We start from the raw sequence: 25,950 nt of genomic DNA, 5'->3' as shown, positions 1-25,950 counted from the left end.
CTGCCGAATGTATGCTGTTTTCCACATACATTCGGCCACTTGCCCTCACAACGACCAATTGTATGCTGTTTTCCACATATATTCGAACCACTTGCCCTCACAACGACCAATTGCATGCTGTTTTCCATATATATTCGAACCACTTGCCCTCACAACGACCGATTGTATGCTGTTTTCCATATATATTTGGTTTATCGCACATCATAATATAAAAGAGGCTGCCCCAAGCCATTACCTGGCTTTGGGACAGCCTCTTTTGCTGTCAGGACAATCTATTCATGCCGGATATGCTCATGGGTCTGCAGGAAAATCTGCTCCACATGTGCATCATTCAGCGAATAATATACGGTCTTGCCTTCCTTGCGGCGCTTCACAATCCGCAGATTGCGCAGATAGCGGAGCTGATGGGAGACTGCCGATTGTCCCATATCCAGTATAGAGGACAAGTCATGCACACACAGCTCCTGCTGGGATAATGCGAAGATCAGCCGAACTCTTGTCGGATCACCCAGTGCCTTGAACATTTCTGCCATCTTATCTGTGATCTCACGGTCCGGCAGAATCAAGGCCATCGATTCCGGTTCCAGTTCGGAACCATTACAGGTGTTGTCGCATTCTTCAAGTGCCGCTGGTTCCATGCTCCCGCCCTCCTCCATATGCTCATCCGGTGTCACCGGCGCTTAATAGTATCTTCTACGATTAATTATAGAAAAAATGGCGTCCAATGTCCATGGAGAAGAAAATACGGGAGGGAATTCACTTAAACATGCGGCGATGTATACCTATCCATCAGCGAGATCAGCTAGTATGATCAGTTTCGTTCGGGTTCGCTTCGAACCTACCATAATCACCTACGTAAATAATTCGTATACCCTAACATAGGATTAGTTTTAACATTTCCCGCCAGCCGCATTCCGATACCTGCTAACCTTATACCGCCTTACGCCAAAAGGCTATCAAGCCAGCACCCAGGAACAGAAGCAGGCTCCCCGCCACGACAATCATCAGGCTCTCCAGCGGCAGGTTGAAGGCGCCGAACCGTTCTTCGCCGAAGGGGGACATGGCCAGCACCGGCTGTACCCATGGATAATAAGGACCGTAGGTGGAGGAGTTGGCAATCAGTATATTGGGAATGGTGAAGCAGACATTCAGCGCAAGCGGGGCGCCGAAGCTGCTCCAGCCTTGAGATATCGCCAGTTGCAGTGCAGCCAGCGGCAGGCAGGCAAACCAGCCTCCGAACAGGCTGTTCAGCAGCAGCCCCCAGGGAATTCCCCCCTCTGCACCCCGATACCACCCCACTCCCAGAACCCCTGCAAGAAACAGCAGCTGAACCGCACCCAGCAGCGCTACAATTAATGCATATTTGGCAAAATAGACGGAGGTTCGTGTAACCGGAAGCGCCAGGAGCTGCTTCCAGCCGCCGTCACTATGCTCATTGCGGCAGATTAAAGCAGCGAAGAGTCCAGAGAGTACCGGAAGAAACAGCAGCGCATGTACCGCTGACATTGTGCTCAGCAGAACCTGCCAGGTTATCACCCTATCCTCTTGCATGTCCGAAAGCGCGCCTATCGGCAGGGAGATCAGCGGACTGAGCAGTATTAACAGCCAGGTGCGGAATCCGGCTATCTTCATGCACTCCGCAGACATTATTCGCAGAAAAGTCCGCATATTCAGTCCACATCCTTTCGCGCGAAATGTATGGCTCCAGGCAGGATTACCAGGAGTCCAAGCAACAGGCCGGCTCCGCTGAACAGCCAAGGACGCGGATCACTCCAGGCTAAGACCGGCCAGGAGAGCGGGAACCATTCCGTGAAGTACACACCGAACGGGCTGACCAGCGACAAGGTCAATCCCACCGATACCGGAAGGGTCTGGTTCCGGCTGGATAGAGAGAGCCACAGCTGGAGTGCAATGACAGGCATGGCCGCAGCATAAGCGGCGAAGCCTATCCGCAGGACATCTGCAAGCGGTATCGGCTGAGCGCCGAATCCGAGCAGCAGCCCGAGGACGACAGTTCCTGCCGACAACAGCAGGCAGGACACGATAAGCAACAGCAGGCAGAGCAGCAGCTTCGCCATGAACACAGCCGTACGGGAGACAGGCAGCGCCAGAAGCTGCTTCCAGGCGCTGGTCTGATGCTCGACATTCGCAATCAGAGAGCAGATCAGTGTGCCTCCAAGATACAGGGCAATCGGTACGAAGGGTACGACCTCACTGAGCAGGCCACCCCACAGGTCCTCCCGGTACTGCCCGCGAAGATAGTCATAGCGGAGGCCGAAATTCAGCCCCTGCATGGCGATAAGACCCAGCGGGCCGAGGAAGGCGAGGAACCAAATGCCTTTGCCGCGGATCTTAAGCCAGTCCGCTGACAGCGCACGCCACATCATAGCTCCCCTCCCCCGACCACCTGCAGGAAGAATTCCTCCAGAGATTGCCTGTGCTCCTCTACCCTGTAGATCGCATGGCCCTCTTCGACCAGCTCTTTGACCAGCAGCGATACTCTCGCATCACTCATCCGGGGCAGGACCAGCCGGCCCTCCTGCAGCTCGCCGCCGCAGCCGCGCCGCACCGCCGTCATCAGCGCAGTCTCCGGCTCGGATAAAGCCAGACGCAGATGGCCGGCCGCCTGCTGCTGGAGATGGGCAATAGTATCCTGATAGACCATCTGCCCCTCGCGGATAATGCCGACCGTACCGGCCATTTGCTCAATCTCGCTCAGCAGATGGCTGGATACCAGAACCGTAATACCCTGCTCTCCGGGCAGCCGCTTAATCAGGGAGCGGATCTCCTGTATGCCTGACGGGTCCAGCCCGTTGGTCGGCTCATCGAGAATCAGCAGCTCCGGGCTGCCCAGCAGGGCTGCCGCTATCCCGAGCCGCTGCTTCATGCCCAGTGAGAAGCCCTTGACCGGCCGCTTTTCCTCCCCGGTTAGTGATACGATCTCCAGCACCTCGGCAATGCGCACCTTGGGCACACCCAGAATCCGGCGGATCGCCTCCAGGTTGTCCCATGCACTCAGATGCCCGTAGTAGGACGGCGATTCCACCAGTGAGCCCACCTTGCGCAGAATCTGCATCCGGTTCGCGCGCAGCTCCTTGCCGAAGATTTCAATGCTGCCGGAGGTCGGCTTGATCAGGCCGAGCAGCATGCGGATGGTTGTTGTCTTGCCGGCACCGTTCGGTCCGAGGAAGCCGTAGATTTCCCCTTTTGTAATATTGAGATTCAGGTTCTTCACTGCCGCACGGCCGCGGTATTCCTTAAGCAGATTTCTTGTCTCTATCACTGTATCCTTCATTCTCTTCACCTCGGTAACAGCATAACGCCCCAAGGTTAAAAGCACGGAAGCAGCAAGTTTAAATTTTGTTTAAATTGTTCGGGGCGTCCCGCTTCCAGATCACAACCTCGGTCCCCTTCGCCGTGTTCTCCATGCTCCATTCCAGGTCCATCCGTTTCAGCAGCAGATCGACAATCGACAGGCCCAGGCCGGCTCCTGCGGAGTCCGTGCTTTGCGCAAGGCCGCCGCCGTGATCGGAGATGATAATCACCCGGTTGCCCTCACGGATCTCCGTAAGTATTCCAACATATAATCCGCTGCGCGCATGACGCAGAATGTTCTGGAACAGATTATCCAGCACTCTGCGGAACCAGCTGTCATCGATCTCCCAGTACAGCGGCGCTCCCTCCAGATCAATATCGATCTGGTACCCCTCCTTCTCCCACACCGGATACCAGGCGGCGGCGCTCTCCCGCACCAGTCTCAGCACATCCCGGCGTTCCGGGTGCAGCGCAATGCGTCCGCTGTTCAGCAGATTGTAGGACAGCAGGTTCTCAATTAGGATGCCAAGGCTCTCAATCCGCTGATCCATCAGCTCAAGGGAGGACTGGCCGTGCGGTGACAACGGCTCCTTGCCCAGTACATGGAGGTGGCTGCGAATGACGGTCAGCGGAGTCCGCAGATCATGCGACAGATCGGCCACCAGCCGCTTGCGCAGCGCCTCTTCTTCCGCCTCTCTGGCACGGCCTGCCTTAAGCTCCGTCACCATGGTATTGAATGCTTCCTCCAGACGCCCGATCTCATCCGGCTTCCCCGGCGGAACAATCTGCGGCAAGCCCTCCTGCCCGGTGAACACCATAGCGGTCTGCAGCCGCAGCAGTCTTCTGCGGATCATGATGAAGAAGAACCAGGAGCTGGTGATGAACAGCAGGAAGAACACCAGCATGGCAATCGTATACCATTTATCCAGTCCTGCCGCATATTTGCTCTCCGTAATATCCTCAGGAATCTGCATGACCATGAAGCCCTCTGCGGCCTCTGCCCGGTCTCCTATAAAAGCGACAATCGCCAGCGGCTTCAGCGCCGCACTGTCCTTCATGAAGGATACCGCTTCAGCGGCGCTCCACTGGGCGGGAACAGCCGGAGCCTCTCCCGTCAAGAGCAGCGGCGGTCCTGAAGGCTCTGTCACCAGCTGTGTTGTGCCCGCAGGATCGACCCAGAATATTCTCGACAGCGGATAGGCTTCGCCTAAGGCCGACAGCCGCTTGGTAATATCCGCCGGGGGTTCACCAAGAAGCTTGCGCGCTTCCTCATGCCACAGAATCTCCAGCTTATCTATACTGGAATACTGTTCATACTCCTTGGGTGGACTTGTATGAGTAGCCCCCGCGAAGATGCTGTATACGGCAATCGTCAGCGGAATAACAACCGGCACGAACAGCAGTGCAGCTACAATAATCAGCAGATAACGAAAAAGCAGCGAACGGTGCAGCAACTGGAAACTCCCTGCCCCTTTCACCCTCTCACCCGGTAGCCGATCCCCCGGACCGTCTCAATAATCTCCGGCGCGGCCGGATCAAGCTCCAGCTTCTCGCGCAGATAACGGATATGTACCATCAGCGTCTTGTCGCCTTCGATATAGCTCTCCCCCCAGACCGCCTCATAGATCTGCTCCTTGGTCAGAATCTGGCCCAGATGCCGCAGCAGATAAGAGAAGATCTGAAACTGCTTACCGGTAAGCATAATTTCCCGTCCGGTCGCAGCTTCAGTGACCACACTGCTCCCCGGTATGACAACCAGATGCTTAAGGGTCAACTGAGCGGGCGCGGCAGCGCCGCTTCTTCTCAGCAGAACCTCGATTCTCGCCGCCAGCTCATCGGGATGAAACGGCTTGGTCAGATAATCATCCGCGAAGTCCAGCCCCTGAAGCTTATCGTCAATGGAGGTGCGCGCCGAGAGCATCAGAACTGGCAGCTCCGGATAAGCCCGCTTCAGCCGCTGGCCGACGGTGAAGCCGTCCAGCCCCGGCAGCATCACATCCAGAATCGCAAGCTGGCAGCCCTCTGCAGCTTCAAGCGCCCCGTCTCCGCTCTCCAGCCAGCGCACAGCATATTCCCGTTCCCGCAGATCTGCAGCTACGACACTGCCGATCTCCCGGTCATCTTCTACGTACAATAGGGTTACACTCACGTTGTTCTCCGTCCTTTCTTTCTTCAACTGGCAAAACAAATCCCCGGATACCGGCAGTCTTGAGGTCTGCCGGTATCCGGGGAGAATCATACTTGCTGTTCAGGCCGTAATTCCGAACCTTCCCGGCGGCTTATCCTCCGGCAGCCCGAACAGATAGCCTTGTCCCAAGTCCATACCGAGATCACGGCAGATCAGGAATTCCTCACGGCGTTCAATGCCTTCGGCCAGCAGGCTTGCACCGAATTCTCCGGCCCTGGAGATAATCTCCCTAAGCATCCGCTGCTTCCCCTCATCCCGGTCACAGAAGCTGATCAGACTACGGTCAACCTTGACATAATCCGGCTGAAGGAGGGACATCAGCTCTAGCGTGGAGTAGCCCGCGCCGACATCATCCAGCGCAACCCGCATCCCCTGCTGGCGGTATTCAGCGAAGATGGCATGCAAATGCGGAATATCGCTGATCTGCTCGGTCTCCACAACTTCAAATACATAATCCTCCGGGTCCTGGTCCAGCCTCCGGATCGCCTCGAAGGTATGCGTAAGACAATACTTGGGATTATAAATAGAAGAGGGCAGGAAGTTAATGAACCGCTTGATGCCCTTAGGCAGCAGCTTACTGCCGGTCTCGATCGCCGAGATCCGGGCGGCCCGGTCAAGGAAGGAATGAAATCCTGTCCGCCGGGCAATCTCAAACAGCTCATAGGGCTGAAAATAACTGCCCTGGGGCAGCGGGCGCAGCAGAAATTCAAAGCCGACAATCTCCTCGCTGAAATTCACAATCGGCTGCATGTGGCTGCAAAAATCATGGCTCATAATGATGGACACCAGATTCTCGTTAGCGAAGCGGACCTTCAGCTGATCGAAGGTCAGCCACCGGTCCGGAGCCGCAGGAGCACCTTTGCTCTTAACGCATACGGATAAGGAGTCCGCTATGTCCTTAGCCGCCACAAGCATTTCTATAAGCTTCAACAGCTCTTCCTTACTATGATATGGAATGATACAGGTCTTGCTTGTCTGAAATACTTCATAACCGGCATTCCGGATGGCAGCAGCCAGCGGATCAGAGCAGGGGCGGAGCTTCAGCTCCCCTTGATCCTCAATCGGGTCGATGTCAGCACAATCAACACAGTTCATGGCAATCCCCTCCGCCTCATGATGTCGATAACCTGAGGCCATTATATCATGATTCCTCCGGCACAATCCGAAAAGCAGCAGCAGAAAGGGCCCCCTTTGAACCATGAAGGTTCCTAAGAGGCCCGGATTGCCGGACTATATAGTACTTAGGCTTAGGCGGAACTTATCCGTTACCGGCCACTGCCATCCTTTTACCGGAGACAACCGCTTAAGACTGCCATACCCCGTGCTCACCGTTCTTGCCCATATATTCAATCCGCGAAGGGGACAGCTCAAGAATGACATAATCGGGATCATCCGGTCCCTTGAACCATTTCTCCAGGGATTCATTCCATACCTTAGAGCGCAAGCTATCATCCTTCGTCACAGCAACTGTAGCTTCAATCTCCAGTACATTCTTACCGCCGCCCTGTTCATAGCCAAGCAAGAGACTAGCATTCGGATTATCCTGAAGCTCTTCTACCTTATGAGTCTTGCGGTTAGTTGCCAGATAGATGGACAGTCCGTCATGAAATATCGCCATGTAACGCACCTTAGGCTTGTTACCGGCCTCAATCGTGCCGAAGGAACCGAACCTGTTATCGTCCAGTACCTGTATGATTGTTTTCTCCAGCTCTTTGTTATCCATTGACGTCACAGCTCCCTTCAAATTCATGTGAATATAAGTTTATATATTCACGTCCACGGTTTGGATTTATGATTAACCTGTGCCTAATATAGTGTACCCTTCCCGTTCATTCTGAATCCCGCCATCTGTTCATAAATTGATTCATAAGGAGTCTTATTCTTGAAAAAACTAATCTGGATCGGCTGTCTCTCCTATTTCGTAATCGGCCTCGCCCATGTCGTCCTGGGCTCCATTCTTCCAGTGCTGCTCCAGCATTATGACCGCAGCTACAGTGCAGGGGGCGAGCTGATCTTCAGCCAGTTCGCGGGCTTCCTGGCCGGCGTACTGGTCTCGCCGCTGCTGAACCGGCGGTTCGGCAAGCGCGGCGGCATTCTGATTGCCACCGGCCTGCTGTTCAGCGCCGAGATTACCTACGCCTTCCTCCCGCCCTGGGGCTGGATGTACGTAATTGCCGTAGCCGCAGGGTTCGGCTTCGGGATGATCGAAGCCGTCATCGGCACGATTATTATAGCCGCAGTCACCGAAGGAACGGCGGTTGCCATGAGCCGGCTGGAGGTGCTGTTCGGTGTCGGGGCGCTGCTCATGCCGCTGGCGGCCAGTCCGCTGATTGCCGCAGGGCAGTGGAGGCTGGCCTTCCTGATCGTTGCCGCCTTCTCCCTCCTCTCGCTGCTCTTCTGGGCGAAGAGCAGATTCGGCCCGCTGGACAGCGCGCTGAATGAGCGGCCTGCCCGCCCTGACCGCGCTGTGGCAGCGGAAGCGGGAACCACCAGACGGTTGTCCTTGCCCTACAAGGGCAAGCAATGGGTCGTGCTGGGCTTGTTCATTCTGTTCTTCTTTCTCTATGTAGGCACTGAGATGAGCCTGGTGAATTTCATGCCGGCGATCTTCATTGCGAAGCTGGGCATGAGCGAGGCCGCGGCTGCACTCACGGTGACCTTCTTCTGGCTGGCCATGTCGGCGGGCAGACTGTTCGCCGGTGTCATCGCCGAGAAGATTTCCTACCGCATCTATGTGCTCGTCAGCTGCTTTGCCGCTTTGCTGCTGCTCGTTATTTTCCCGTTCGCCGGTCACCGGCTTGCCGCCTTTGCGATCATCCTGCTGCTTGGCCTGTTCATGTCCGGCATCTTCTCGATCGCGCTGGTCTTCTCCAGCAAGCTGCTGCCCGGCGCGGAAGAATCCACGCCCAGCATTATGATCGCCTCCGGCGGAATTGGCGGCGCAGTGCTGCCGCTGCTGACCGGCTGGTCCATGGATCATCTGCAGATCGCCCAGACCTCGGGACTTTTGGCCGCTTTTGCCGCGCTGTTATTCGTGCTGAGCGTAACCGCCTGGAGAATCGGGTAATTGAAGCTACAAGGTCCATATTCTGCGAATAAGGATGGAACCCACCCATGGCTATACCGCATTCCGAGCCCACTCTGCATACCGCCTTGCTGCAATTCATTTTCCCCTTCTCCATCAAGGCCGAGGTCGATGAAGAGCTGATTGAGAGTTTACAGAAGGATGGATTTACGCGTTTTTTTCTTGAGAACAAGGAACTGGAGCATGCCTATTACGGAGAGAGCCACTGTGTATCCCATGAGAAAATGGAGCGCAGCTATCTTCCGTTTGCCGCCCATGTCTTGTTTCCGCGTGAGAAGGACAGGGATTCCTTCCGCCGCTTTTCCCGGGCCAATGATCTGCTGTGCGGGCTGCAAATGCCCTTTCAGACGGTTCCCTTCCGCGTGCTGTCGACCGATGTGTTCCTCTGCCCGTTCGAGCTGGGCTTTCTGACGGTAAGAGTGGCTATTGAGGAGGAGAATCTCCCCTTCAGCATGGTGCTGGAATTCGCCGACCGGTTCCGCAACCTGGAGGATGTGAGTGTTCAGGATGAGCATACCTTCATCCATTGTCATAAGAAGTCTTTTGCCCGGGTGGAGGACTTCGTGTTCAGGCATCTGGCAGCCGGGCTGGAGCCGTATCTCGATCCTGCGGAGACCAATGGCAATTATTTCGAGACCCTGCCCTTCTTCGTCGATGAACGGATGCTGGTGCAGGCCTTCTACGGCGTTAATCTCCCGGAGGATGAGGAAGAGATCAGTGTCGAAATGCTCTACCGTGCCTCTCAGGTGGATGGTCTGACCATCGACGGCAGCCCCTACATGAGTGCAAGTGATCCAGACTATATCAAGCAGTACACCCGGGAGCATTGCTATAGCCGCTGGGGACCGGACACCTACTATATGACCAATGAGCAGACCTTCTGCTGCGTGAGCCGGGCGAAGCCGGAGATTGCCGCAGGCCTGATCAGCCAGATGTACGGCGAATATTATTACGGAATGCTGCTGAGTATTTTTCATAAAATCGTGCTGCTGAAGCTCGCCAACCTCCACTCCCGGCTGCGCATCAACCACGATAACGACGAGATCGAGAATCTGATCTTCCTGATCAACAAATTCTCGGCCAAATTCTACTTCCTGGAGCTGATTTCACAGTCGCAGGGGCGGGAGATTTTTTTTCAGCTGCGTAAGGTATATGGCAATGATGCTCTGTTCGATGAGGTGAAAATGACCCTCAATGACCTGTTCCAGTACCAGGACAAATTCCAGGCCAAACGGCGGGATACACTCCTGATGGTGCTCACCGTATTTACGGTCATCAGCGGGATATACGGGATGAATCAGGTCATCGAGGATCTGAAGGGCCAGATCGACTGGAGCAAAATGCTGGAGTACTCCGCGTTCGAGTATCTGGCTCTGTTCCTGACCTTCTCTGGGATTACCGTCAGTGTCGGCTTAACGCTGAGAGAGATCTGGAACGGCATCCGCAGCCGCCGGAAGAAGCGGCATTATACGAGGGATTAAGACACAGAGGGTGGACAATGTCGAAGCTGCCGTCTATAATACACCGTAAGAACATAGCAATACCCGTGAACTTTATAGAACCAGGGGTGCTGGAATTGGCCGGCTGAGATTGTATCCCACAAGATACTGACCCTTACACCTGATCTGGATAATGCCAGCGTAGGAATCTTCATTCAACACAGTGCCTTGAGCGGTACTGAAGCTGAATCCCCTCACGCAAGTCACTGGCGTCCCGATCTTCGGGACGCTTTTTTGATTCTAAGTATGTACAGGAATAGGGTTTCTGTAAGCTCTGAAGACCAGGGGTTGCTGGAAGGAGAGAGAAAGAGAAATGGGAGTCAAAAAAACAGTCACACTACTGCTCAGCTCCATGCTGGTTCTCACGGTCGCGGGATGTGGCGGCGGGAACAACAGCGGCAATGCGGGGGCCAGCGCACCTGCTGCCGGTAACAGCACGGCTGCACCTGATGCAACCGCAGCCGCACCCACAGATGCACCTAAGGCGCTGACTCCGGTCAAGATTGCCCTGGACTGGACGCCGAACACGAATCATACCGGCCTGTATGCAGCCAAAGAGCTGGGCTATTACGCGGAGGAAGGTCTTGACGTCCAGATTGTACAGCCTGGCGCTGCCGGGTCGGATACAATGGTCACTTCCGGCGAAGCCCAGTTCGGCATCAGTGCCCAGGAGGCGCTGACCCTGGCCCGTCTGCAGGATGTGCCGCTGGTATCGATTGCTGCAATCATTCAGCATAATACCTCGGGCTTCGCGGCTCCGAAGGACCGCAATATTAAGACGCCGAAGGATTTTGAAGGCAAAACGTACGGAGGCTGGGGCTCCCCTGCGGAGCAGGCCGCCATGAAAGCGATTATGGACCCCGAAGGCGGGGATGTCTCCAAGGTGAAGCTGGTGAATATCGGCGAAGCGGACTTTTTCACAGCTGTGAAGCGGGATATTGACTTCGCCTGGATCTTCTATGCGTGGACCGGGGTAGAGGCCGAGCTGCGCGGCGAGCCGCTGGATATGCTGTATCTTAAGGATTATGCGCCGCAGCTTGATTACTACACACCGGTGCTGACCACCAGCGAGAAGGAGATCGCCGAGCATCCTGAAGTGGTGAAGGCCTTCCTTAAGGCTACGTCCAAGGGGTATCAGTATGCTATCGATAACCCGGAAGAAGCCGCGACGGTCTTGTCTGATGCTGTACCTGATCTGGACCCCAAGCTGGTGCTGGCCAGCCAGAAATGGCTTAGCCCGAAATACAAGGACGACGCCCCGCGCTGGGGTGAGCAGAAGCTTGAGATCTGGAAGAATTACGCCGACTGGATGTACGGCCTGAAGCTGCTGGATAAGCCGCTGGATGCGGAGAGTACGTTTACGAATGAATTTTTGCCGGAATCATAATGAGCCCGCATGGCGGGAATCTTATACCTAACTTGGAGAGGAAGGATTCATCATGGCTAACACACTGCTCAGCATTCAGGTAATTCCCAAGACACCGAACAACGAGGATTCCATCCCTTACGTGGACAAGGCTATAGAGGTCATTCAAAAGTCAGGCGTGAAGCATCAGGTGAATCCGCTGGAGACCACGATGGAAGGCGAGCTGTCCGAGCTGCTGGATATTGTGCGTGACATGCATGAGGCGCTGATCGCTTCCGGCAGTCCGAGTATGATCTCACAGATCAAGATCGCCCATAATCCGGGCGGCATCAGCATGGAGAAGCTGACGGAGAAATACCGGCCGTGAGAAGCACCTGGAAGCTAGTGTGGCCGCCCTTTGTGGCGGTCCTCTTTTTTGTCGGGATATGGCAGCTATCGGTCATGCTGTTCGACATCCCGGCTTACCAGCTGCCCAGCCCCGCGGATATCGCGCGTGAGACGAAGAACAACGCCTCCGGGATCTGGGAGCACACCGCCGCCACGCTGCGGCTGACCCTGATCGGCTTCCCGGTCGGCACAGGCATCGGCCTGCTCACCGCCTTGCTGCTGCATCTGCTGCCCTGGGTCAAGCGAGCCCTCTATCCGCTGCTGATCCTCAGCCAGAATGTGCCCTCCATTGCGCTTGCCCCGCTGCTGATTATCTGGTTCGGGTTCGGCCTGCTGCCCAAAATCATCCTGATCACCCTCGTCTGCTTCTTCCCCGTAGCTGTTGCGACCATGGGCGGGCTGACGCAAAGCGACCGGGTAATGATGAATTATATGAAGATGGCCGGTGCGGGCAAGTGGCAGATCTTCAGCAAGCTGGAGCTTCCCGGCTCCCTGCCCTCCCTGTTCTCGGGCCTCAAGATCTCCGCCACCTATGCGGTGATGGGCGCAGTGGTGGCGGAATGGATCGGCGCCGACAAAGGGATCGGCTACTATATGCTGCTGCAGAAGTCCTCTTACCGTGCGGACCGGATGTTCGTGGCCATCGCTATTATCGTGCTGTTGAGTCTCGTATTATTCGCGCTCATTGCCCTGCTGGAGAGATGGCTGGTGCGCTGGAAGCCGCGCAAGGAAGCTTAATGCCCACGGGAGGATATCCCAACACGGAAGTACTTATAATCAACTGAAGGAGGTTACGCGAAGTGTCTGAGCTTACGAGGATTAAACTGGAGAAGGCGGACGGAGACGGACGCCTGGGTACACGGACTGTGCCGCCTGCGCTCGAAGTCAGCGGCATCAGCAAGTCGTTCAAGCACCGCCGCCGGGAGACGCAGGTGCTGGATCAGGTGTCCCTGACCGTGGAGCCGCAGGAATTCGTCTCCATTGTCGGCCCTTCCGGCTGCGGCAAAAGCACGCTGTTCCATATTATCGGCGGCCTTACGCTGCCGGATACCGGAACCGTCCGCATGAACGGCATCCCGGTGACCGGGCAGCGCGGCAAGATCAGCTATATGCCGCAGCAGCCCGCGCTGTTCCCGTGGCGCAGCACACTGGATAACGTCCTGCTTGGCGGCGAGCTGCAAGGCGCCCCGCAGCGGGAGGCCCGCGAAGCTGCGCGCCACTGGCTGGCGAAGATCGGCCTCGGCGGCTTCGAGCGGGCCTACCCGCACATGCTGTCCGGCGGCATGCAGCAGCGGGCCGCCTTCCTGCGGGCCATGCTCGCACCGCAGGAGCTGATGCTGCTCGATGAGCCGTTCAGCGCGCTCGACGCGCTGACCCGCGAGCAGATGCAGCGCTGGCTGCTGGAGCTGTGGGAGGAGAACCGCCGTTCCGTGCTGTTCATCACCCACAACATCGAAGAGGCGCTGCTGCTCTCCACCCGCATCTACGTCTTCTCCGGGCGTCCCGGCTCCGTCCTCCACACCGTGGAGGTCCCGTTCCCGCGCCCGCGCCGCGAAGAGATCGCCGATTCGCCGGAGTTCCTCCGGATGCGGCGCCAGCTCTCAGAGTGGATGCGCGAGGAGCAGGCGAAGAGCCAGAGCTAAGAGGGGGTGCTGCGCTGGTGACTTAGCTGTAACGGTTGCGCCCCTTGCTATGGTAACAACAGTCCTCGTGACTCGGCACTGCCTTGTCTGTAGCGGCACAACTCTACCTGATTGTATTTACTGCAATAGAATCTGCAATATTCCAGGCGAAATTCACTTCTGCTGTATTTTATACAGCAGATTTTTGTTTGTTTGCCCCAAAACACCACTTTCGCAGATTTCTGCTGTACGAAGTGCATTAGATTCAAATTCGCGGCATATTTAGGGAGCATCTGTTGTAGAAAATACAATGGGCTAGAACAAACTCAGGTGGTGTAATGTAAGTTGCGAACCACTTCACCCGTGTAGTTGTAGTCTGTGCAATTAAAAACAGTAAAAAGGATCGCTCGTCTCCTATAACTGTAGTCTGTACAACTAAATCTGCCCGAATGAGTGATATCAAGCTATAAAAAGCAGGTTAGTTGTACGAAATGCAGCTATAGGGATCATTAATGATCTATCAGACGATTTAGTTGTATGGAGTGCAATTAAGTATACCGCATGTACTGGTACCCCTTAGGCCCCGCCACTACTCAAACCCGCACATCCGCACACCCATCTGACCATCCATCATCCACACATACATCTCGCACCCAGTATACTCACCGGCACTTGTTGCACTACTTCACTTACTGCACTCACTACACTACTTGCACTCATGGCACTACCCTCACTTACCTTCACTTACCCGCCCGCCCCTACATCCAGCCCTTGTCCTCCGCCAGCCGCACGGCTTCGATCCGGGTCTTGACCGCAAGCTTGCTGAGGATCTCCGAGATGTAGTTGCGGACCGTGCCATAGGAGAGGTGGAGCGCCGCGGCGATCTCTCCGGCGCTGCGGCCCGCGGCGGCCAGCTTCAGAATCTCCCGCTCCCGGTCCGAGAGCGGGTTCTCTTCGCGCAGGCTGCCGAACACCAGCTCGGGTGAGACCTCGCGGCCTCCGGCCATCACGCGGCGGATGGCATCCGCCAGCTTATCCACCGGCTAATCCTTCAGCAGATACCCCTGAATCCCGGCCTTCACCCCGCGCTCGAAATAACCGGGACGGGCGAAGGTGGTCAGGATAATGATTTTGGTGCGGCAGCCCCGCGATTTCAGTATCTCCGCCACCTCCAGGCCGCTCATCAGCGGCATCTCAATATCCATCAGACACACATCCGGCTGGACACGTTCGATCAGGGCCAGCGCCTCCGCCCCGTCCCCGGCTTCGCCCGCCACCTCAATGTCCTCCTCCAGATCGAGCAGCGACGCCATTGCGCCGCGCAGCAGCCGCTGATCCTCGGCAATTATGATGCTGATCATGCTGTTTCCCCATCCTTTCCATCCTTCACTACTCGTGGTGTGACCACCGTCAGCAGGGTTCCCCCGCCGGGCCTTGGAGCAAGCGTCAGCGAGCCGTCAATCAGGGCCAGCCGCTCGCCCATTCCCTTCATGCCGTTGCCTTCCTGGCGCTCCGTCCCCTCCGAACCGCTGGCATCTACCCCTATGCCGTTATCCTCCAGCGTAATCTGTACCTCCCCGGGTGTCATTACGATGCTAATCCGGCACTGGTCCGCACGGCTATGCTTGACGATATTGGTGATTCCCTCCTTGATACAGAGGCTGAGAATACTCTGCGTCAGATCGGATACGCCCGGCAGTGCTGCATCTCCCTCTACCTCAAGCGCGATCTCCGCGCTGCGCAGCATCTCCGCCGCCTCGACCAGCTCTTCGGCGACTGAGACCGCTCGCATCTCCGAGACCAGCTCCCGCACCTGGCGCAACGCGGCCCGCGAGGTCCGCTGGATCTCACGGGCTTCCGCCTGCGCCCGCTCGGGATTTTTGACAACCAGCTTTTCAACAAGCTGGCTTTTCAGCGTAATCAGGGACAACGTGTGCCCCATCGTATCATGCAGATCACGCGCGATGCGCATCCGTTCCTCGCGCTTGATCATCTCTCTAATCACCTCATTGGCCTGATCCAGCTCCTTCTCCAGCATCCTCCGCCGGTTCATGGAGCGGATACCGAAGGGAGTAATCAGCATCATCAGCGCAAAGGGCACCATGAACAGCAATCCCCCCGTGCTGTACATTTGATCCAGGGACAGCAGAGCCAACGCGATCAGCATAGCTGTGAATATGGCCAAGGCCCGTCTGAACCGGCGCAAGTCGGTATACCAGCCGATAAAGTTGCTGGTGAAGAAGCCCATATACATGTTGTAGGGGCTATAGACTACGGTTAGCACGACAATAATCAGCATCTGCAGCCCCAGCCAGGCCGTATACGTTCTCTCTTCCGCCCAGTAGAGCTGGCGGTAAATCACCAGGAACAGCAGGAGCAGCGCCACTCCCCACATCAGCTTATAGCCGCTGTAGCCATCGAGATTCAGCACCGGGAACACCAGATAGAACAGCCAGATATAGGGGAAGAAGCCGAATCTTTTCGGAAATATCCGGAACTGCTTACGTGCCACCATGGATTACACCGCTTCCTGTTTTCGCCTTATATAGACCGATAATAACATAAATACAGCCAGGTAACCGAGCAGCAGCAGTACGGCCTTCCACGACGGGGAATCTCCCGCTACAATCGCCCAGGCTCCATCTCCATAATTGTAGGACGGCAGCCAGTGTCCGATCTTCTGCATCAGCTTAGGCATAATCTCCAGAGGCATCCACATGCCCCCGGCCACCGCCAGCCCCATATAGAGCACATTGCTCACCCCGCTGGCCGTATCCACCCGCTTCATGGACCCGATAATCGTACCCAGCGCCAGAAAAGGCAGAGAGCCCGCAAGCAGCCACAGTCCGCTAAGCAGCCACTGCGCTGCTGTCAGCGATACCCCGTTAATCAGGTACCCGGCTGCGAAAATACACAGAACCGAGAACAGATGCATGATGCTCTGACCGAACATTTTGCCGAAAAAATATACCGTGGACGGCAGCGGAGTAATGCGGATAAACGTATTCCAGCCCTGCGTCTGCTCCTGTACCAGCCGGACGCCGAGGGTCATAATCGCCGAGCCCATCACGCTGAAGGCCGCCATCGACATCAGATAATGCGCCTGCCACTGCTTCGTATCGTCCGTCCCCGTATTCACCACCCGGGTGAAGATGAAGTAGAACATAATCGGCATGAGCAGCGACCAGAATACATAATAGGGATTGCGGATAATCCGCAGCAGCTCTGCCTTGCACTGGGCTATCATAGGGTTCATCATACTGCCGCCTCCTCTTGATTCAGGGTCAATTGCTCGAACGCTTCATCCAGCTTCCCCTGGTCGATCCGTACATCCTCCACGGCCAGCCCGTTCACGAAAATAGCCCGCAGCGCCTCATCCGTATTCCCTGTCGACACATGCAGCCGTCCATCCTTCTCGTAGCAGCCTTCCACGGCTGGCAGCTCCAGCAATTGATTGCGCAGCAGCGCCGGGTCGCCGGACGCCAGGAAGGACAGCGACTTCTTGACCAGTCTCGCCTTAATCTCGTCCGGGCTTCCGTCCGCCGCCAGCACTCCCCGGTTGAACAGCAGAATCCGGTCCGCGATATCCTCCGCCTCCTGCAGATAATGGGTGCTGAACAGAATCGTCTTGCCCTGATCGGCCAGTCCCCGCACCCTCTCCCAGAAATGTCGCCGCGCTGTCGTATCCAACCCCACCGTCGGCTCGTCAAAAAACAGCAGATCCGGGTTGCCCGCCAGCGCCAGCGCGAAGCTAAGGCTGCGCTTCTGCCCGCCGGAGAGCTTCTCCGCGTAGCGGTTCAGATCCGCCTCCCCCAGCCCCGTCGCCTGAAGCAGCACCTCCATCTCCATGGGCTGCGGATAATAGCTGCGGATCAGGGCCAGAAGCTCCCGGACCTTGAGCCGGTCCATGACGCTGACCTCCTGGAGCATGGCTCCGGTCCGCTGCTTCACCCTGACGTCTGCCGGCTTAAGACCGAACACCTTCACGCTGCCCTCCGAGGGCTCAAGCAAGCCCAGAAGCATCGCCAATGTGGTGGTTTTGCCTGCTCCGTTAGGGCCAAGCACCGCTGTGATCGAGCCGCGGCTAATCGTGAAGCTCACCTGCTTCACCGCTTGCTTCTCCTGGAAGCTGCGGCTGACATTCTTCATTTCAATGACATGTTCCATCGTGTATCCCTCCGTGTCCTTCTGCCTTCTTGGCTATATTGCTATAGTACCGGAGACCGGAGAGAAGCATCAGTATGGACTGTCATCGATTCAAAGTGACAACTGTCACCCGGCAACAAGTGGAAACGGCTTTACCGTCCTTTTAAGGACGGTACCGTTTCAGCGAGAAATAGAAGGATAATTTATCATGTGAAACATATAAATTCTGGCGTAATATTTAAATAAAGCGCTCCTGTCCACGATTCCGTTATCGTAGCAGGAGCGCCTCCGTGTGCCTATTACTCAAACCTCAATTGCTCAATCGCCTGTTCCAGCATGCCGTTCAGCGTCTCCCCTCCGGGAGGGGCGCTTACCCAATGGAAAACCGCTGTGCGTATCGCTGCCATAAGCAGCGCGGCCAATAAATCCGGGTACAGGTCGAGCTTCACATCCTTGTGTGTACGTTCCGCGATCACCCTGGCGAGCTCCCGCTCAATCTCGATCTCCACCTTCCGTGTCGCGCCGAACAATGCCGGATCATCACGGAGAAGGACGATGCGTGCATACCACTGCCGGTCTGTTGTTTCGGCGAATTCCTCAAGCACAGCAGCCCGGATCGATTCCTGCAGTGGTTCACCGGATGGACGGCCGGCAAGGGCAGCCGCTATCCGCTCGGAACGCTGATAAGCATTGCCGACCATTGCAGCCTCTTTGGAAGCAAAATAGTTATTGAACGTCCGCATGGAGACATTCGCGGCTGCGGCAATATCCTCCACCCGGACCTGGCTGGCCCCTTTCTCCATGGCAAGTCTGCAGGCTACATCACTTAGCGTCCGCCTGGTCTCTTCCTTCTTGCGTTCTCTCAAGCCCGGTTTCTCAGTCGTCATGTCCGTCTATGTCTCCATTCCTGTATGTAGTCAATTCTATATGTAATCAAAGGCCTGCGGTGCTGAAAATTTCAGCACTACAGACCCTTGTATCATTCTGCGGAATTGTTTACTGCGCCACTGGAAGCTGAATGTTATAATCCAGCACCTCGTCCAGCCAGTCAAACATCACCTGGTAGCTGAGCGGCAGATTGTTCAGTTGGCAGTGCAGATCGGCACCATCCTCTTCCGTCCCCTTGAAGATCGCGTTCTTCTCATTCGGAGCCTTCTCGTAAGTGTCTATCGCTTGCCGCTGCATCTCAGGATGCTCCGCTTCCGAAAACATGGAGAGCAAGGGACATTTGACGTCCTTCGGGTCGACTTCGATGGCTTCCCTGGCTACATGATACCACTCGGCAATACTGTCGAAGCCGTGCGACCAAGCCGATCCGGCGAATAGAACCTGGCCGGTATAGGGCATCTTCTTGCTCTGCTCCGCCGCTTCTTCCGCGGTGCCCCGCAGGAATGAAGGCATCCCTCGTTCAATGAAGGACGCCATAGAGTACACCGGCGAGTTCGGCACTGCCGCAGCGAAGCGGTCGTCACAGCTGGCATGCACCATCGTCTTGGCCCCGCCATAGCTCATGCCGCTGACCACCAGCCGCTCAGGGTCCACATCCGGACGGGCCAGGACGAAATCCGTGGTGGTTCTGTAGACATTATGCAGCTCCTCGCGCGGGAAGTTCCGTGCTGTCGCCTCAGGCTCATAGAATCTGACACATACATCATAAGGAAGGTCTACGATCAGCGCGTTGTATCCCCGGTCAATAGCCGCTTGCCCTCCGAGAAAATAGGTATCTTCCTTGTGCGTCTCCCCGCCGTTATGGAAAATAATCGTTGGCTTAGGCGCATTCCCGTGCTCCGCCTTCAGGAAGCAGCCCGGGAACTTATACCCCTTGTATTCCACCTCGACCCACTCATGGGGAATCTGCTCAGACTTCGCATCAAGCGCCTTGCGGAAGCATTCCACACTTTTGCCGTGGTACCGTGCGAAATCCGGTTCGCGGGAAAAGCTCCATAGAAGGCTGCCCTGTAATACGAATGGGCACGAATGAATGCCTCACCGGCGCTGATCAGATGCCCTTTCTTCAGGCAGAGCTCTGCTGTTGCCTCGATTTTAACGGCTTCCTTCTCGAATTCAGTCTTCCAGATGGTCAAAGAGCTGGGATCGATGTTCCGTGCAAGCTTGAATACTTCACCCTGTGACACACCGCCGCAGTGTACGAACGACAGCAGCCACTGGAACGTGAATTCAATATCATCGCGCTCGAAGAATACCTTGTGCGTCAATCGTGCAGCCACCTTTGTCTCTTGCCCGTCTACCTGTACCATACCATTCTCCTCCTTCTCCAATCTATCCTTTCAAGATCATCCACAGCAGAAACAGCCGCGAAGCGGAAGAGGGAATTAGGCTACGGCGCGATTCCGGGCCCGGGTGTTGGCGTCCAGCGAAATCCAACCTCTTACCAGATTTTAGCACTTTCCATATTTTTGCGCAACACGCAATATTTCTTATTAAGCAATATTTTATCCTCGCGGCTTCGCGCTGGCACATTGCGATTGTATTCGGTTTTCCACATACATTTGGTCCACGCGCCTCAGCAGTTGCACATTGTATGTTGTTTTCCACATACATTAGGCCCGCTCACCCTTGCAGTTGCACATTGTATGTTGTTTTCCACATACATTCGCCCCGCTCACCCTTGCAGTTGCACATTGTATGTTGTTTTCGGCATACATTTACCCCGCTCACCCTCGCAGTTGCACATTGTGTGTTGTTTTCCACATACATTCGCCCCGCTCATCCTTGCAGTTGCACATTGTATGTTGTTTTCGGCATACATTTACCCCGCTCACCCTCGCAGTTGCACATTGTGTGTTGTTTTCCACATACATTCGCCCTGCTCACTCGCAGTAGCACATCATGGCGACGTTCTGCCTATCTCTGGCCAATTTTGATGGTTTTCACTCTCACCAACCGCTTGTATGGAGCAACATTGTTGCAGTTTTTGCAGGATTTCTCCAGACATGTTACTGGCTGCGGCGCAATGTTGCAGGATTTCCAGGAATTTTGGTGTTTTGAGCAAGTTAGCGCTGGCATAGTTGCATTTCGTGCAGGATTTCTGCATAGGTCGCTTCTATTGGGCAGCATTGTTGCACTTCTTGCAGAAAATTTCAATATTTGTTACTGGCTATGGCGTATTGAGCCTACGTACCTTCGCGCCAGCCTACTGTGTTCAGTTTTTCGCATACACAAGTCCACTCGCCTCCAATCAAAAAAAGGCCTCCCCCGCTAACTCCGGAGAAGACCTTTCCAATTCTACCGCTGTATGAATCCCTTGCTAAGCAGGTATTCCTTCATGTGCAGCCGGGCAGGCTGAGCCAGCCGGCCGGCCATCATCTCCGACCAGGAGGCTGCGCTCTGACCGCCGGTACGCTCGCGCATATAGTCGCTGGAGATGGCGTCGTACACGCGGGCCTGTTCCACTGCGGCTTCGGCATTGTAGCCGTTATGATGCAGCACCGCTGCCTGCGGCAGGCGCGGGCGGATGCCGTTCACGGCAGCCGGATACCCGAGGCACATGCCGAAGACCGGATAGACCAGCTCCGGCAGGCCGAGCAGCCCGGATACCGCGGCGATCTCATTGCGGATGCCGCCGATATAAACAATGCCGAGGCCCAGCGATTCAGCGGCAACGGCAGCGTTCTGCGCGGCCAGCGCCACATCGACCGTAGCCACGATCAGATTCTCAGCCGTGTCCTCGTAGGACGGCTTCCCGTGCAAATGCGGAGCCGACGCTTCCCGCAGCCTGTACAGATCCGCACACCAGACCAGGAACACCGGACACTGCTCGATGTACGCCTGATTGCCCGACAGTGCGGACAACCGTGCCTTAAGCGCAGACTCAGTTACAGCAATAACCGTGTACGCCTGGACATTGCTGGAGGTCGAAGCCATCTGCCCCGCTCCAATCACGGCTGCCAGCAGTTCGTCACTGACCGGCTTGTCCTGGTACTGGCGGACAGAGGTATGACGGTTCAACAACTCAAGGGTTTCATTCGTGGGTTTCATTATCGTCCCGCCTTTCTTAACTCCTAATATAAGCCTATTATGATCCCATTTCGCGGCTCAGACAACAAGCGGGATTTCCTTCTTCCGCCTCCTCCTCTTACTTCTCTTACTCTTACTACTCTTACTACTCTTACTCTCCGCCTCTACCACCCGCTCCCCCGCTTCACCTCCTGGACAATCGCCAGGATTCCCTCATCAATCTGCGTAAGCCCCGCCCGGGAAATACTGATGCGCAGGAATTTGTCCCGGGTCTGGTAACCCGGCAGATAGAAGCCGTTCCCCGGCACCACGCGGATCTTCCGCCCGGCCAGGCGCTTGACCAGACGCTCCAGGTTGACGGTGAGCGGCAGCTTGAACTGGATATAGATGCCGGAGCTGTCCGCAGAGGCTTCGATGAAGCCGTCCGTATTATGCCGCCCAAGCGCAACGTATACCGCGCGGATTTTTTTGGCGTACATAGCTTTGATCTTGTGCCTGTGATGCCCGTACATCCCGTTCTTGATGTATACCTCAAGCGCAGCCTGCGACAGCAGCGAGGTATCGGTGTAGCCTTTATAGGAGCGGAAGGTCTCCAGCAGCGGCTGCGGTACCACCACCGCACCGAGCCGGAGGCCCGGGAAGATGATTTTGGAGAAGCTTTTGAGATAAATGACATGGGAAGTCTGGTCATACGCATAGATCGGGTCATAACGCCATCCGATCCCCAGATCCGCCATATAATCATCCTCGGCGATGTAGACATCGTATTTGGCTGCCAAGCCGGCAATGGCCTTGCGTTCCTCTGTGCTGTAGGTTGTCCCGAGCGGATTGTGATATCTGGGCATCGTATAAAAAAATTTGAATCGCCCGCTCGCGAACCGCTCCTCCAGCTCCTGCAGGTTGATGCCCGCCGCCGAACGCCCGATTCCGCTCACCGGCAGCCCCTCAGCCTCCAAATACCGCAGATAGATATCATATCCCGGCTGTTCTACCAGAATCTCCGTCCTGCCGCTGGGAAAAGGCATTCTGGCCAGAATCTCCAGCGCCTGCTGAATCCCCGAGGTAATCAGGATCGACTCCGCCTTGGCGAACACCTGATACTCGGCCAGATGCGACACCAGGGTGCGGCGCAGTGTCTCCAGCCCCAGCGCATCGCCATAGGTGAACAGATGGTATTTGTACTGGTCAATCGCTTTATTGAGGCAATGCTGGAAGTCCAGGTACGGAAACACGTTCAGATCCGGCGAAGCCGAAGCAAAATCAACCGTCCCTTCGCTCCCCGCCGCTGCCGAATCCTCACTCTTGTCCACCATGTAATAACCGCTCTGCGGAATAGAGTAGATCGTATGCGTCCGCTCCAGCTCCCCGTAAGCCTTCAGAATGGTACTGACACTGCAGCCGTAGATTTCTGAAGCACTGCGCACAGACGGTAGCTTATCCCCGGGGCGGTACTGCCCTTCCTTCATCTGCCGCTCAAGCTCTGTAATCACCTGATGATACTTGTTCATCGCCCGCCTCCGTTCGCCGTCATTACCATGCTATGCCTTGTATTTTATCCTATTATTCTTCCCTTATTATATAGGGATCGCTGCAAACTGTACCGGTACAGTTAAGGAAACCTTGTGTTGTTAGTGTATGCCTTTTCCTTTAATTTTAAAGTAATAGATCGAATGTTTACAGCATCCAATCTTCACTAACCTACAAGGAGATGTACCCATGCACAAACAAGGACTCAAGCTGGCCTACAGCTTCGCCGTACTCAATGCGGTCATTATCGGCTTCTCCTTCCTGTTCACCAAAGTAGCTCTGGTTCATGCCGGGCCGCTCGACACGCTGACCTTCCGGTTCGCTGCCTCTTTTGCCGTCATGTCGGTTCCGGTCGCCCTCGGCTGGGTCAAGGTATCCTACCGGGGCAAGCCGATGGGCCGGGCACTGCTGCTCGCCGCAATGTATCCGCTCGGCTTCTTCACCCTCCAGGTCTTCGGACTTCAGCGCGCCACCTCAGCCGAGGGAGGCATCCTCTATTCGTTCACTCCGGTGGTGACGATGATCATCGCCGGGGTTGTCCTGAAGGAGAAAACCACCCTGCTGCAAAAGCTGTGCATCTTCCTCTCGGTATTCGGCGTGGTGTTCATCTTCGTCATGAAGGGGAGCGGCATTCAGCTGTCCAATATGACCGGGATTGTGCTGCTGTTCATGACTTGTCTCGCTTTTGCCGGGTACAGTGTGCTGGCACGCTCCCTCTCCAGCCACTTCAGCCCCGCTGAGCTCAGCTACCTGATGATGGGGGTCGGCTTCGCCACCTTCCTGATCATCTCGCTTACCGGACATACAGTCAGCGGGACGCTTGGAGATTTCCTAAATCCGCTGGGAAGTGCAACGTTTGTCCTGTCCGCCGTATATCTGGGGGTAATCGCTTCGCTGGTCACAACCCTGACTTCAACCTATATTTTATCCAAAATCGAGGCCTCACTCATGAGCGTGTTCACTAATCTGTCCACCATCGTATCCATTGCAGCCGGAGCGGTCTTCCTGGGTGAGCAGATCACGGTCTATCACTGGATCGGATCCTTCCTGATCATCGCCGGGGTCATTGGCACGAACCTGCTTGGCCGCAGCAAGGGAGGCTCTCCGGGTCAGCAAGGACCGGAATAAGCGGGGCTGACTGGACCGGGCTAGATGGCATTCCGGATTCAAGTGCACTTCTGCTCCTGATTCCTCCCGCCAGCACCCCATTCGCGAGAATCAGAGGGATTTATCCACTTGATTTGCTCGTGCAGCTAAGCGTGTTGATTTCCCAAAAAAAGGGACAAGAAAGGCCGCCATTTCGGGTAATGGTAAGTACGACCAAACCAAACCGAAATGAGGCGACCTCATGAATAATAATACCCCATTCCTGGCCGTGTTCAAACAAGTATTAACCCCGGAAGAAGTCGAAATGGTGACTGGGCAAACCGAGAACTACGAGGATACAGGAACCAAAATGACTGTCGGTGTGTTGTTCGACTACTTTATCCAAGCCTGCTACCACCAATGGGATGGCTTTCGTCAAAGTGCTCGGGTGGGCTCGAACTACGATTTGCCCAAGGTTCATTACTCCACTCTTTCGGGCAAAGCCGGTGAAGTGCCTTACGATATCTTCAAGCGTTTGTTTCAACTGCTCGTCCAGAAATGTAACCGGCAAACCCGTCGGCACCTGAATCTGCCTAAAGATCTTCTGCTTATTGACTCTACGACGGTTACGGCGGCAAACTCCCGTATGTCTTGGGCTCCGTATAAAAAATTCAGAGGAGGTATCAAGCTGCATGTGGCCTTCTCGCATGGACAGCATTCACCCGTGAAGGTGGTCGAATCGATTGCCAGGCGCAATGACGCTCCATTTGGAGAAATTTTGGCCGATAAGGACTACCTTTTAGTTCAGGATCGGGCGTATGGAAAGATCGGTCGATTGGATCAATATGTGCAGCAAGGTCAGTCCTTTGTGATTCGTCTGAAAGACAATCTCCATTTGGTGATGCCGCGAAAGCTTCAACGACCGGCGGAGGGAGACACCAAAATTGTACGCGATATCACCTGTTATATTGGTCAAGGCAAACACCAATCCGCCCACCGCCACCGCGTCGTTGAATTTGAAAATGACCGGGGTGAAGTGGTACGAATTGTGACCGATTTGAGAAAAGAGTCCGCTCATGTGATTACTGAAATGTACAAAGCACGCTGGGAAATTGAAGTATTTTTCCGCTGGGTGAAACAGCATTTGAATGTCCCTTGTCTATTTGGAACCACCGAAAATGCAGTATATAGCCAATTGTTTGTAGCCCTTGCCGCGTATGTGCTTTTGAAATACATTTTTGATGAAATTCACCCGAAGGTACCGGTCTTTGCTGAGCTGACTCTTTGGGAATTTATGCAGGACTGGCGTATATTTAATCTTCCGCTGGAGTGGCAGGTTCAGCTTAATCAGCTCAGGCGTAAAGAACATTTAGGTGTTTTTGTCATCCCATAATATGGGTAATCAACACGCCTGTCGTGCAGCTAACTTTTCATGGAATCAGAGGGATTTATCCCTTTGATTAGCTCGTGCTTCTAACATTTGGTGGAATCAGAGGGATTTATCCCTTTGATTGGCCCATGCAGCGTACTTTTGATTTCATAAAACGGACTATTGTTGGCTTCGTTCGGAATCCTGATACAAGACCAAAGTTTGTGCTTCAGAGAGCTCCGTTCTACACTCCAGCTCTGCTCTATACTCCATAGAAAGTTATCCAACCGGTAAATTCCCCACTTCCTCAATTCCCCACTCCGCCTAAAAACACAAAGAACCGCAGGATTAAACCCGGCGGTTCTTTGGTTTCCGCAATTGT

Annotated in this window: 24 protein-coding genes, 1 pseudogene and 1 riboswitch; of the genes and pseudogenes, 8 read left to right on the top strand and 17 right to left on the bottom strand. The window is 55.2% G+C overall.

The annotated features are described in order from the left end of the window. Window positions 1-272: 272 nt before the first annotated feature. The 8 genes from MKY86_RS00545 to MKY86_RS00510 form a co-directional block, all read right to left on the bottom strand. Window positions 273-638: an ArsR/SmtB family transcription factor gene (locus MKY86_RS00545; protein WP_076083433.1), complete on the bottom strand. Its 366-nt coding sequence runs from the start codon at window positions 636-638 to the stop codon at window positions 273-275. Between the two features lie 292 nt (window positions 639-930). Beyond that, window positions 931-1,668, bottom strand: a complete 738-nt coding sequence (locus MKY86_RS00540) for an ABC transporter permease (RefSeq protein ID WP_076083436.1) — start codon at window positions 1,666-1,668, stop codon at window positions 931-933. 2 nt (window positions 1,669-1,670) lie between these two features. Then, on the bottom strand, window positions 1,671-2,387 hold the full coding sequence (locus MKY86_RS00535; protein WP_076083440.1) for an ABC transporter permease: 717 nt from the start codon (window positions 2,385-2,387) through the stop codon (window positions 1,671-1,673). Beyond that, window positions 2,384-3,295 (bottom strand): ABC transporter ATP-binding protein, encoded by a 912-nt coding sequence (locus MKY86_RS00530; protein ID WP_076083443.1) that lies wholly within the window; start codon window positions 3,293-3,295, stop codon window positions 2,384-2,386. Before MKY86_RS00530 ends, MKY86_RS00535 begins: the two co-directional genes overlap by 4 nt. 58 nt (window positions 3,296-3,353) lie before the next feature. Beyond that, the gene (locus tag MKY86_RS00525; protein WP_083685615.1) at window positions 3,354-4,769 is read right to left on the bottom strand and encodes a histidine kinase dimerization/phospho-acceptor domain-containing protein; all 1,416 of its coding nucleotides are present in this window, start codon (window positions 4,767-4,769) and stop codon (window positions 3,354-3,356) included. A 20-nt stretch (window positions 4,770-4,789) separates the two neighbouring features. Next, window positions 4,790-5,464, bottom strand: a complete 675-nt coding sequence (locus MKY86_RS00520; RefSeq protein ID WP_036732799.1) for a response regulator transcription factor — start codon at window positions 5,462-5,464, stop codon at window positions 4,790-4,792. 99 nt (window positions 5,465-5,563) lie between these two features. Beyond that, window positions 5,564-6,598 (bottom strand): EAL domain-containing protein, encoded by a 1,035-nt coding sequence (locus MKY86_RS00515; protein WP_076083450.1) that lies wholly within the window; start codon window positions 6,596-6,598, stop codon window positions 5,564-5,566. 208 nt (window positions 6,599-6,806) lie between these two features. Next, window positions 6,807-7,226 (bottom strand): pyridoxamine 5'-phosphate oxidase family protein, encoded by a 420-nt coding sequence (locus MKY86_RS00510; protein WP_076083453.1) that lies wholly within the window; start codon window positions 7,224-7,226, stop codon window positions 6,807-6,809. Window positions 7,227-7,385: 159 nt separating this feature from the next. On the opposite strand from MKY86_RS00510, the gene MKY86_RS00505 reads away from it, so the two are divergent. From MKY86_RS00505 to MKY86_RS00480, 6 genes are all read left to right on the top strand, one after another. After that, the gene (locus tag MKY86_RS00505; RefSeq protein ID WP_076083456.1) at window positions 7,386-8,570 is read left to right on the top strand and encodes an MFS transporter; all 1,185 of its coding nucleotides are present in this window, start codon (window positions 7,386-7,388) and stop codon (window positions 8,568-8,570) included. A 47-nt stretch (window positions 8,571-8,617) separates the two neighbouring features. Further along, window positions 8,618-10,069 carry a hypothetical protein gene (locus tag MKY86_RS00500; protein ID WP_076083459.1) on the top strand — a complete coding sequence of 484 codons (1,452 nt, stop codon included), beginning with the start codon at window positions 8,618-8,620 and terminating at the stop codon, window positions 10,067-10,069. 72 nt (window positions 10,070-10,141) lie between these two features. Further along, a riboswitch (TPP riboswitch) is annotated at window positions 10,142-10,252 on the top strand. A 148-nt stretch (window positions 10,253-10,400) separates the two neighbouring features. Then, window positions 10,401-11,474 carry an ABC transporter substrate-binding protein gene (locus MKY86_RS00495; protein ID WP_076083462.1) on the top strand — a complete coding sequence of 358 codons (1,074 nt, stop codon included), beginning with the start codon at window positions 10,401-10,403 and terminating at the stop codon, window positions 11,472-11,474. Window positions 11,475-11,526: 52 nt separating this feature from the next. Beyond that, window positions 11,527-11,820 carry a thiamine-binding protein gene (locus MKY86_RS00490; protein ID WP_076083465.1) on the top strand — a complete coding sequence of 98 codons (294 nt, stop codon included), beginning with the start codon at window positions 11,527-11,529 and terminating at the stop codon, window positions 11,818-11,820. Continuing rightward, window positions 11,817-12,578 (top strand): ABC transporter permease, encoded by a 762-nt coding sequence (locus tag MKY86_RS00485; RefSeq protein WP_076083469.1) that lies wholly within the window; start codon window positions 11,817-11,819, stop codon window positions 12,576-12,578. The genes MKY86_RS00490 and MKY86_RS00485 overlap by 4 nt, the downstream gene beginning before the upstream one ends. 80 nt (window positions 12,579-12,658) lie before the next feature. Further along, window positions 12,659-13,483, top strand: coding sequence for an ATP-binding cassette domain-containing protein (locus MKY86_RS00480; RefSeq protein WP_143803852.1), 825 nt, complete (start codon window positions 12,659-12,661; stop codon window positions 13,481-13,483). Window positions 13,484-14,220: 737 nt separating this feature from the next. Here MKY86_RS00480 and MKY86_RS00475 read toward each other — a convergent pair. From MKY86_RS00475 to MKY86_RS00435, 9 genes and pseudogenes are all read right to left on the bottom strand, one after another. Then, a pseudogene (locus tag MKY86_RS00475) lies at window positions 14,221-14,823 on the bottom strand (response regulator transcription factor). Continuing rightward, entirely contained in the window at window positions 14,820-15,977 is a 1,158-nt protein-coding gene (locus MKY86_RS00470) for a sensor histidine kinase (RefSeq protein WP_076083473.1), read from the bottom strand. Before MKY86_RS00470 ends, MKY86_RS00475 begins: the two are co-directional and overlap by 4 nt. Window positions 15,978-15,980: 3 nt before the next feature. After that, window positions 15,981-16,718, bottom strand: coding sequence for an ABC transporter permease (locus MKY86_RS00465; protein WP_076083510.1), 738 nt, complete (start codon window positions 16,716-16,718; stop codon window positions 15,981-15,983). Continuing rightward, complete coding sequence (locus tag MKY86_RS00460; protein ID WP_076083477.1) at window positions 16,718-17,629, bottom strand: ABC transporter ATP-binding protein; 912 nt, start codon at window positions 17,627-17,629, stop codon at window positions 16,718-16,720. Before MKY86_RS00460 ends, MKY86_RS00465 begins: the two co-directional genes overlap by 1 nt. A 278-nt stretch (window positions 17,630-17,907) precedes the next feature. Next, entirely contained in the window at window positions 17,908-18,495 is a 588-nt protein-coding gene (locus MKY86_RS00455) for a TetR/AcrR family transcriptional regulator (protein WP_076083482.1), read from the bottom strand. 109 nt (window positions 18,496-18,604) lie between these two features. Next, complete coding sequence (locus MKY86_RS00450) at window positions 18,605-19,441, bottom strand: alpha/beta hydrolase family protein (protein ID WP_076083485.1); 837 nt, start codon at window positions 19,439-19,441, stop codon at window positions 18,605-18,607. After that, window positions 19,402-19,866, bottom strand: a complete 465-nt coding sequence (locus tag MKY86_RS00445; RefSeq protein ID WP_076083488.1) for a hypothetical protein — start codon at window positions 19,864-19,866, stop codon at window positions 19,402-19,404. Before MKY86_RS00445 ends, MKY86_RS00450 begins: the two co-directional genes overlap by 40 nt. A 988-nt stretch (window positions 19,867-20,854) precedes the next feature. After that, window positions 20,855-21,607 (bottom strand): oxygen-insensitive NADPH nitroreductase, encoded by a 753-nt coding sequence (gene nfsA, locus MKY86_RS00440; RefSeq protein WP_076083492.1) that lies wholly within the window; start codon window positions 21,605-21,607, stop codon window positions 20,855-20,857. A gap of 143 nt (window positions 21,608-21,750) precedes the next feature. After that, a complete protein-coding gene (locus MKY86_RS00435) occupies window positions 21,751-23,094 on the bottom strand; it encodes an aminotransferase-like domain-containing protein (protein ID WP_076083495.1) in 1,344 nt (447 codons plus the stop codon). Between the two features lie 208 nt (window positions 23,095-23,302). Here MKY86_RS00435 and MKY86_RS00430 point away from each other — a divergent pair, with 208 nt between their 5' ends. Together MKY86_RS00430 and MKY86_RS00425 are read left to right on the top strand one after the other, a co-directional pair. After that, window positions 23,303-24,241 carry a DMT family transporter gene (locus tag MKY86_RS00430; protein ID WP_076083498.1) on the top strand — a complete coding sequence of 313 codons (939 nt, stop codon included), beginning with the start codon at window positions 23,303-23,305 and terminating at the stop codon, window positions 24,239-24,241. A gap of 220 nt (window positions 24,242-24,461) precedes the next feature. After that, window positions 24,462-25,592 carry an IS4 family transposase gene (locus MKY86_RS00425; RefSeq protein ID WP_340825549.1) on the top strand — a complete coding sequence of 377 codons (1,131 nt, stop codon included), beginning with the start codon at window positions 24,462-24,464 and terminating at the stop codon, window positions 25,590-25,592. The last annotated feature ends 358 nt before the right edge of the window (window positions 25,593-25,950 follow it).

This window comes from Paenibacillus sp. FSL R7-0333 (assembly GCF_038000365.1).
In the GTDB taxonomy this organism is placed as follows: domain Bacteria; phylum Bacillota; class Bacilli; order Paenibacillales; family Paenibacillaceae; genus Paenibacillus_AQ; species Paenibacillus_AQ silagei.
This window is presented reverse-complemented; position numbering and strand designations above follow the sequence as displayed.

Coding starts and splice junctions, on each gene's coding strand:
- MKY86_RS00430 (WP_076083498.1), top strand. CDS start 23,303: ATGCACAAACAAGGACTCAAGCTGGCCTACAGCTTCGCCGTACTCAAT.
- MKY86_RS00455 (WP_076083482.1), bottom strand. CDS start 18,495: ATGACGACTGAGAAACCGGGCTTGAGAGAACGCAAGAAGGAAGAGACC.
- MKY86_RS00530 (WP_076083443.1), bottom strand. CDS start 3,295: ATGAAGGATACAGTGATAGAGACAAGAAATCTGCTTAAGGAATACCGC.
- MKY86_RS00535 (WP_076083440.1), bottom strand. CDS start 2,387: ATGATGTGGCGTGCGCTGTCAGCGGACTGGCTTAAGATCCGCGGCAAA.
- MKY86_RS00540 (WP_076083436.1), bottom strand. CDS start 1,668: ATGCGGACTTTTCTGCGAATAATGTCTGCGGAGTGCATGAAGATAGCC.
- MKY86_RS00465 (WP_076083510.1), bottom strand. CDS start 16,718: ATGAACCCTATGATAGCCCAGTGCAAGGCAGAGCTGCTGCGGATTATC.
- MKY86_RS00435 (WP_076083495.1), bottom strand. CDS start 23,094: ATGAACAAGTATCATCAGGTGATTACAGAGCTTGAGCGGCAGATGAAG.
- MKY86_RS00445 (WP_076083488.1), bottom strand. CDS start 19,866: ATGGTACAGGTAGACGGGCAAGAGACAAAGGTGGCTGCACGATTGACG.
- MKY86_RS00495 (WP_076083462.1), top strand. CDS start 10,401: ATGGGAGTCAAAAAAACAGTCACACTACTGCTCAGCTCCATGCTGGTT.
- MKY86_RS00500 (WP_076083459.1), top strand. CDS start 8,618: ATGGCTATACCGCATTCCGAGCCCACTCTGCATACCGCCTTGCTGCAA.
- MKY86_RS00515 (WP_076083450.1), bottom strand. CDS start 6,598: ATGAACTGTGTTGATTGTGCTGACATCGACCCGATTGAGGATCAAGGG.
- MKY86_RS00470 (WP_076083473.1), bottom strand. CDS start 15,977: ATGGTGGCACGTAAGCAGTTCCGGATATTTCCGAAAAGATTCGGCTTC.
- MKY86_RS00490 (WP_076083465.1), top strand. CDS start 11,527: ATGGCTAACACACTGCTCAGCATTCAGGTAATTCCCAAGACACCGAAC.
- MKY86_RS00425 (WP_340825549.1), top strand. CDS start 24,462: ATGAATAATAATACCCCATTCCTGGCCGTGTTCAAACAAGTATTAACC.
- nfsA (WP_076083492.1), bottom strand. CDS start 21,607: ATGAAACCCACGAATGAAACCCTTGAGTTGTTGAACCGTCATACCTCT.
- MKY86_RS00545 (WP_076083433.1), bottom strand. CDS start 638: ATGGAACCAGCGGCACTTGAAGAATGCGACAACACCTGTAATGGTTCC.
- MKY86_RS00510 (WP_076083453.1), bottom strand. CDS start 7,226: ATGGATAACAAAGAGCTGGAGAAAACAATCATACAGGTACTGGACGAT.
- MKY86_RS00460 (WP_076083477.1), bottom strand. CDS start 17,629: ATGGAACATGTCATTGAAATGAAGAATGTCAGCCGCAGCTTCCAGGAG.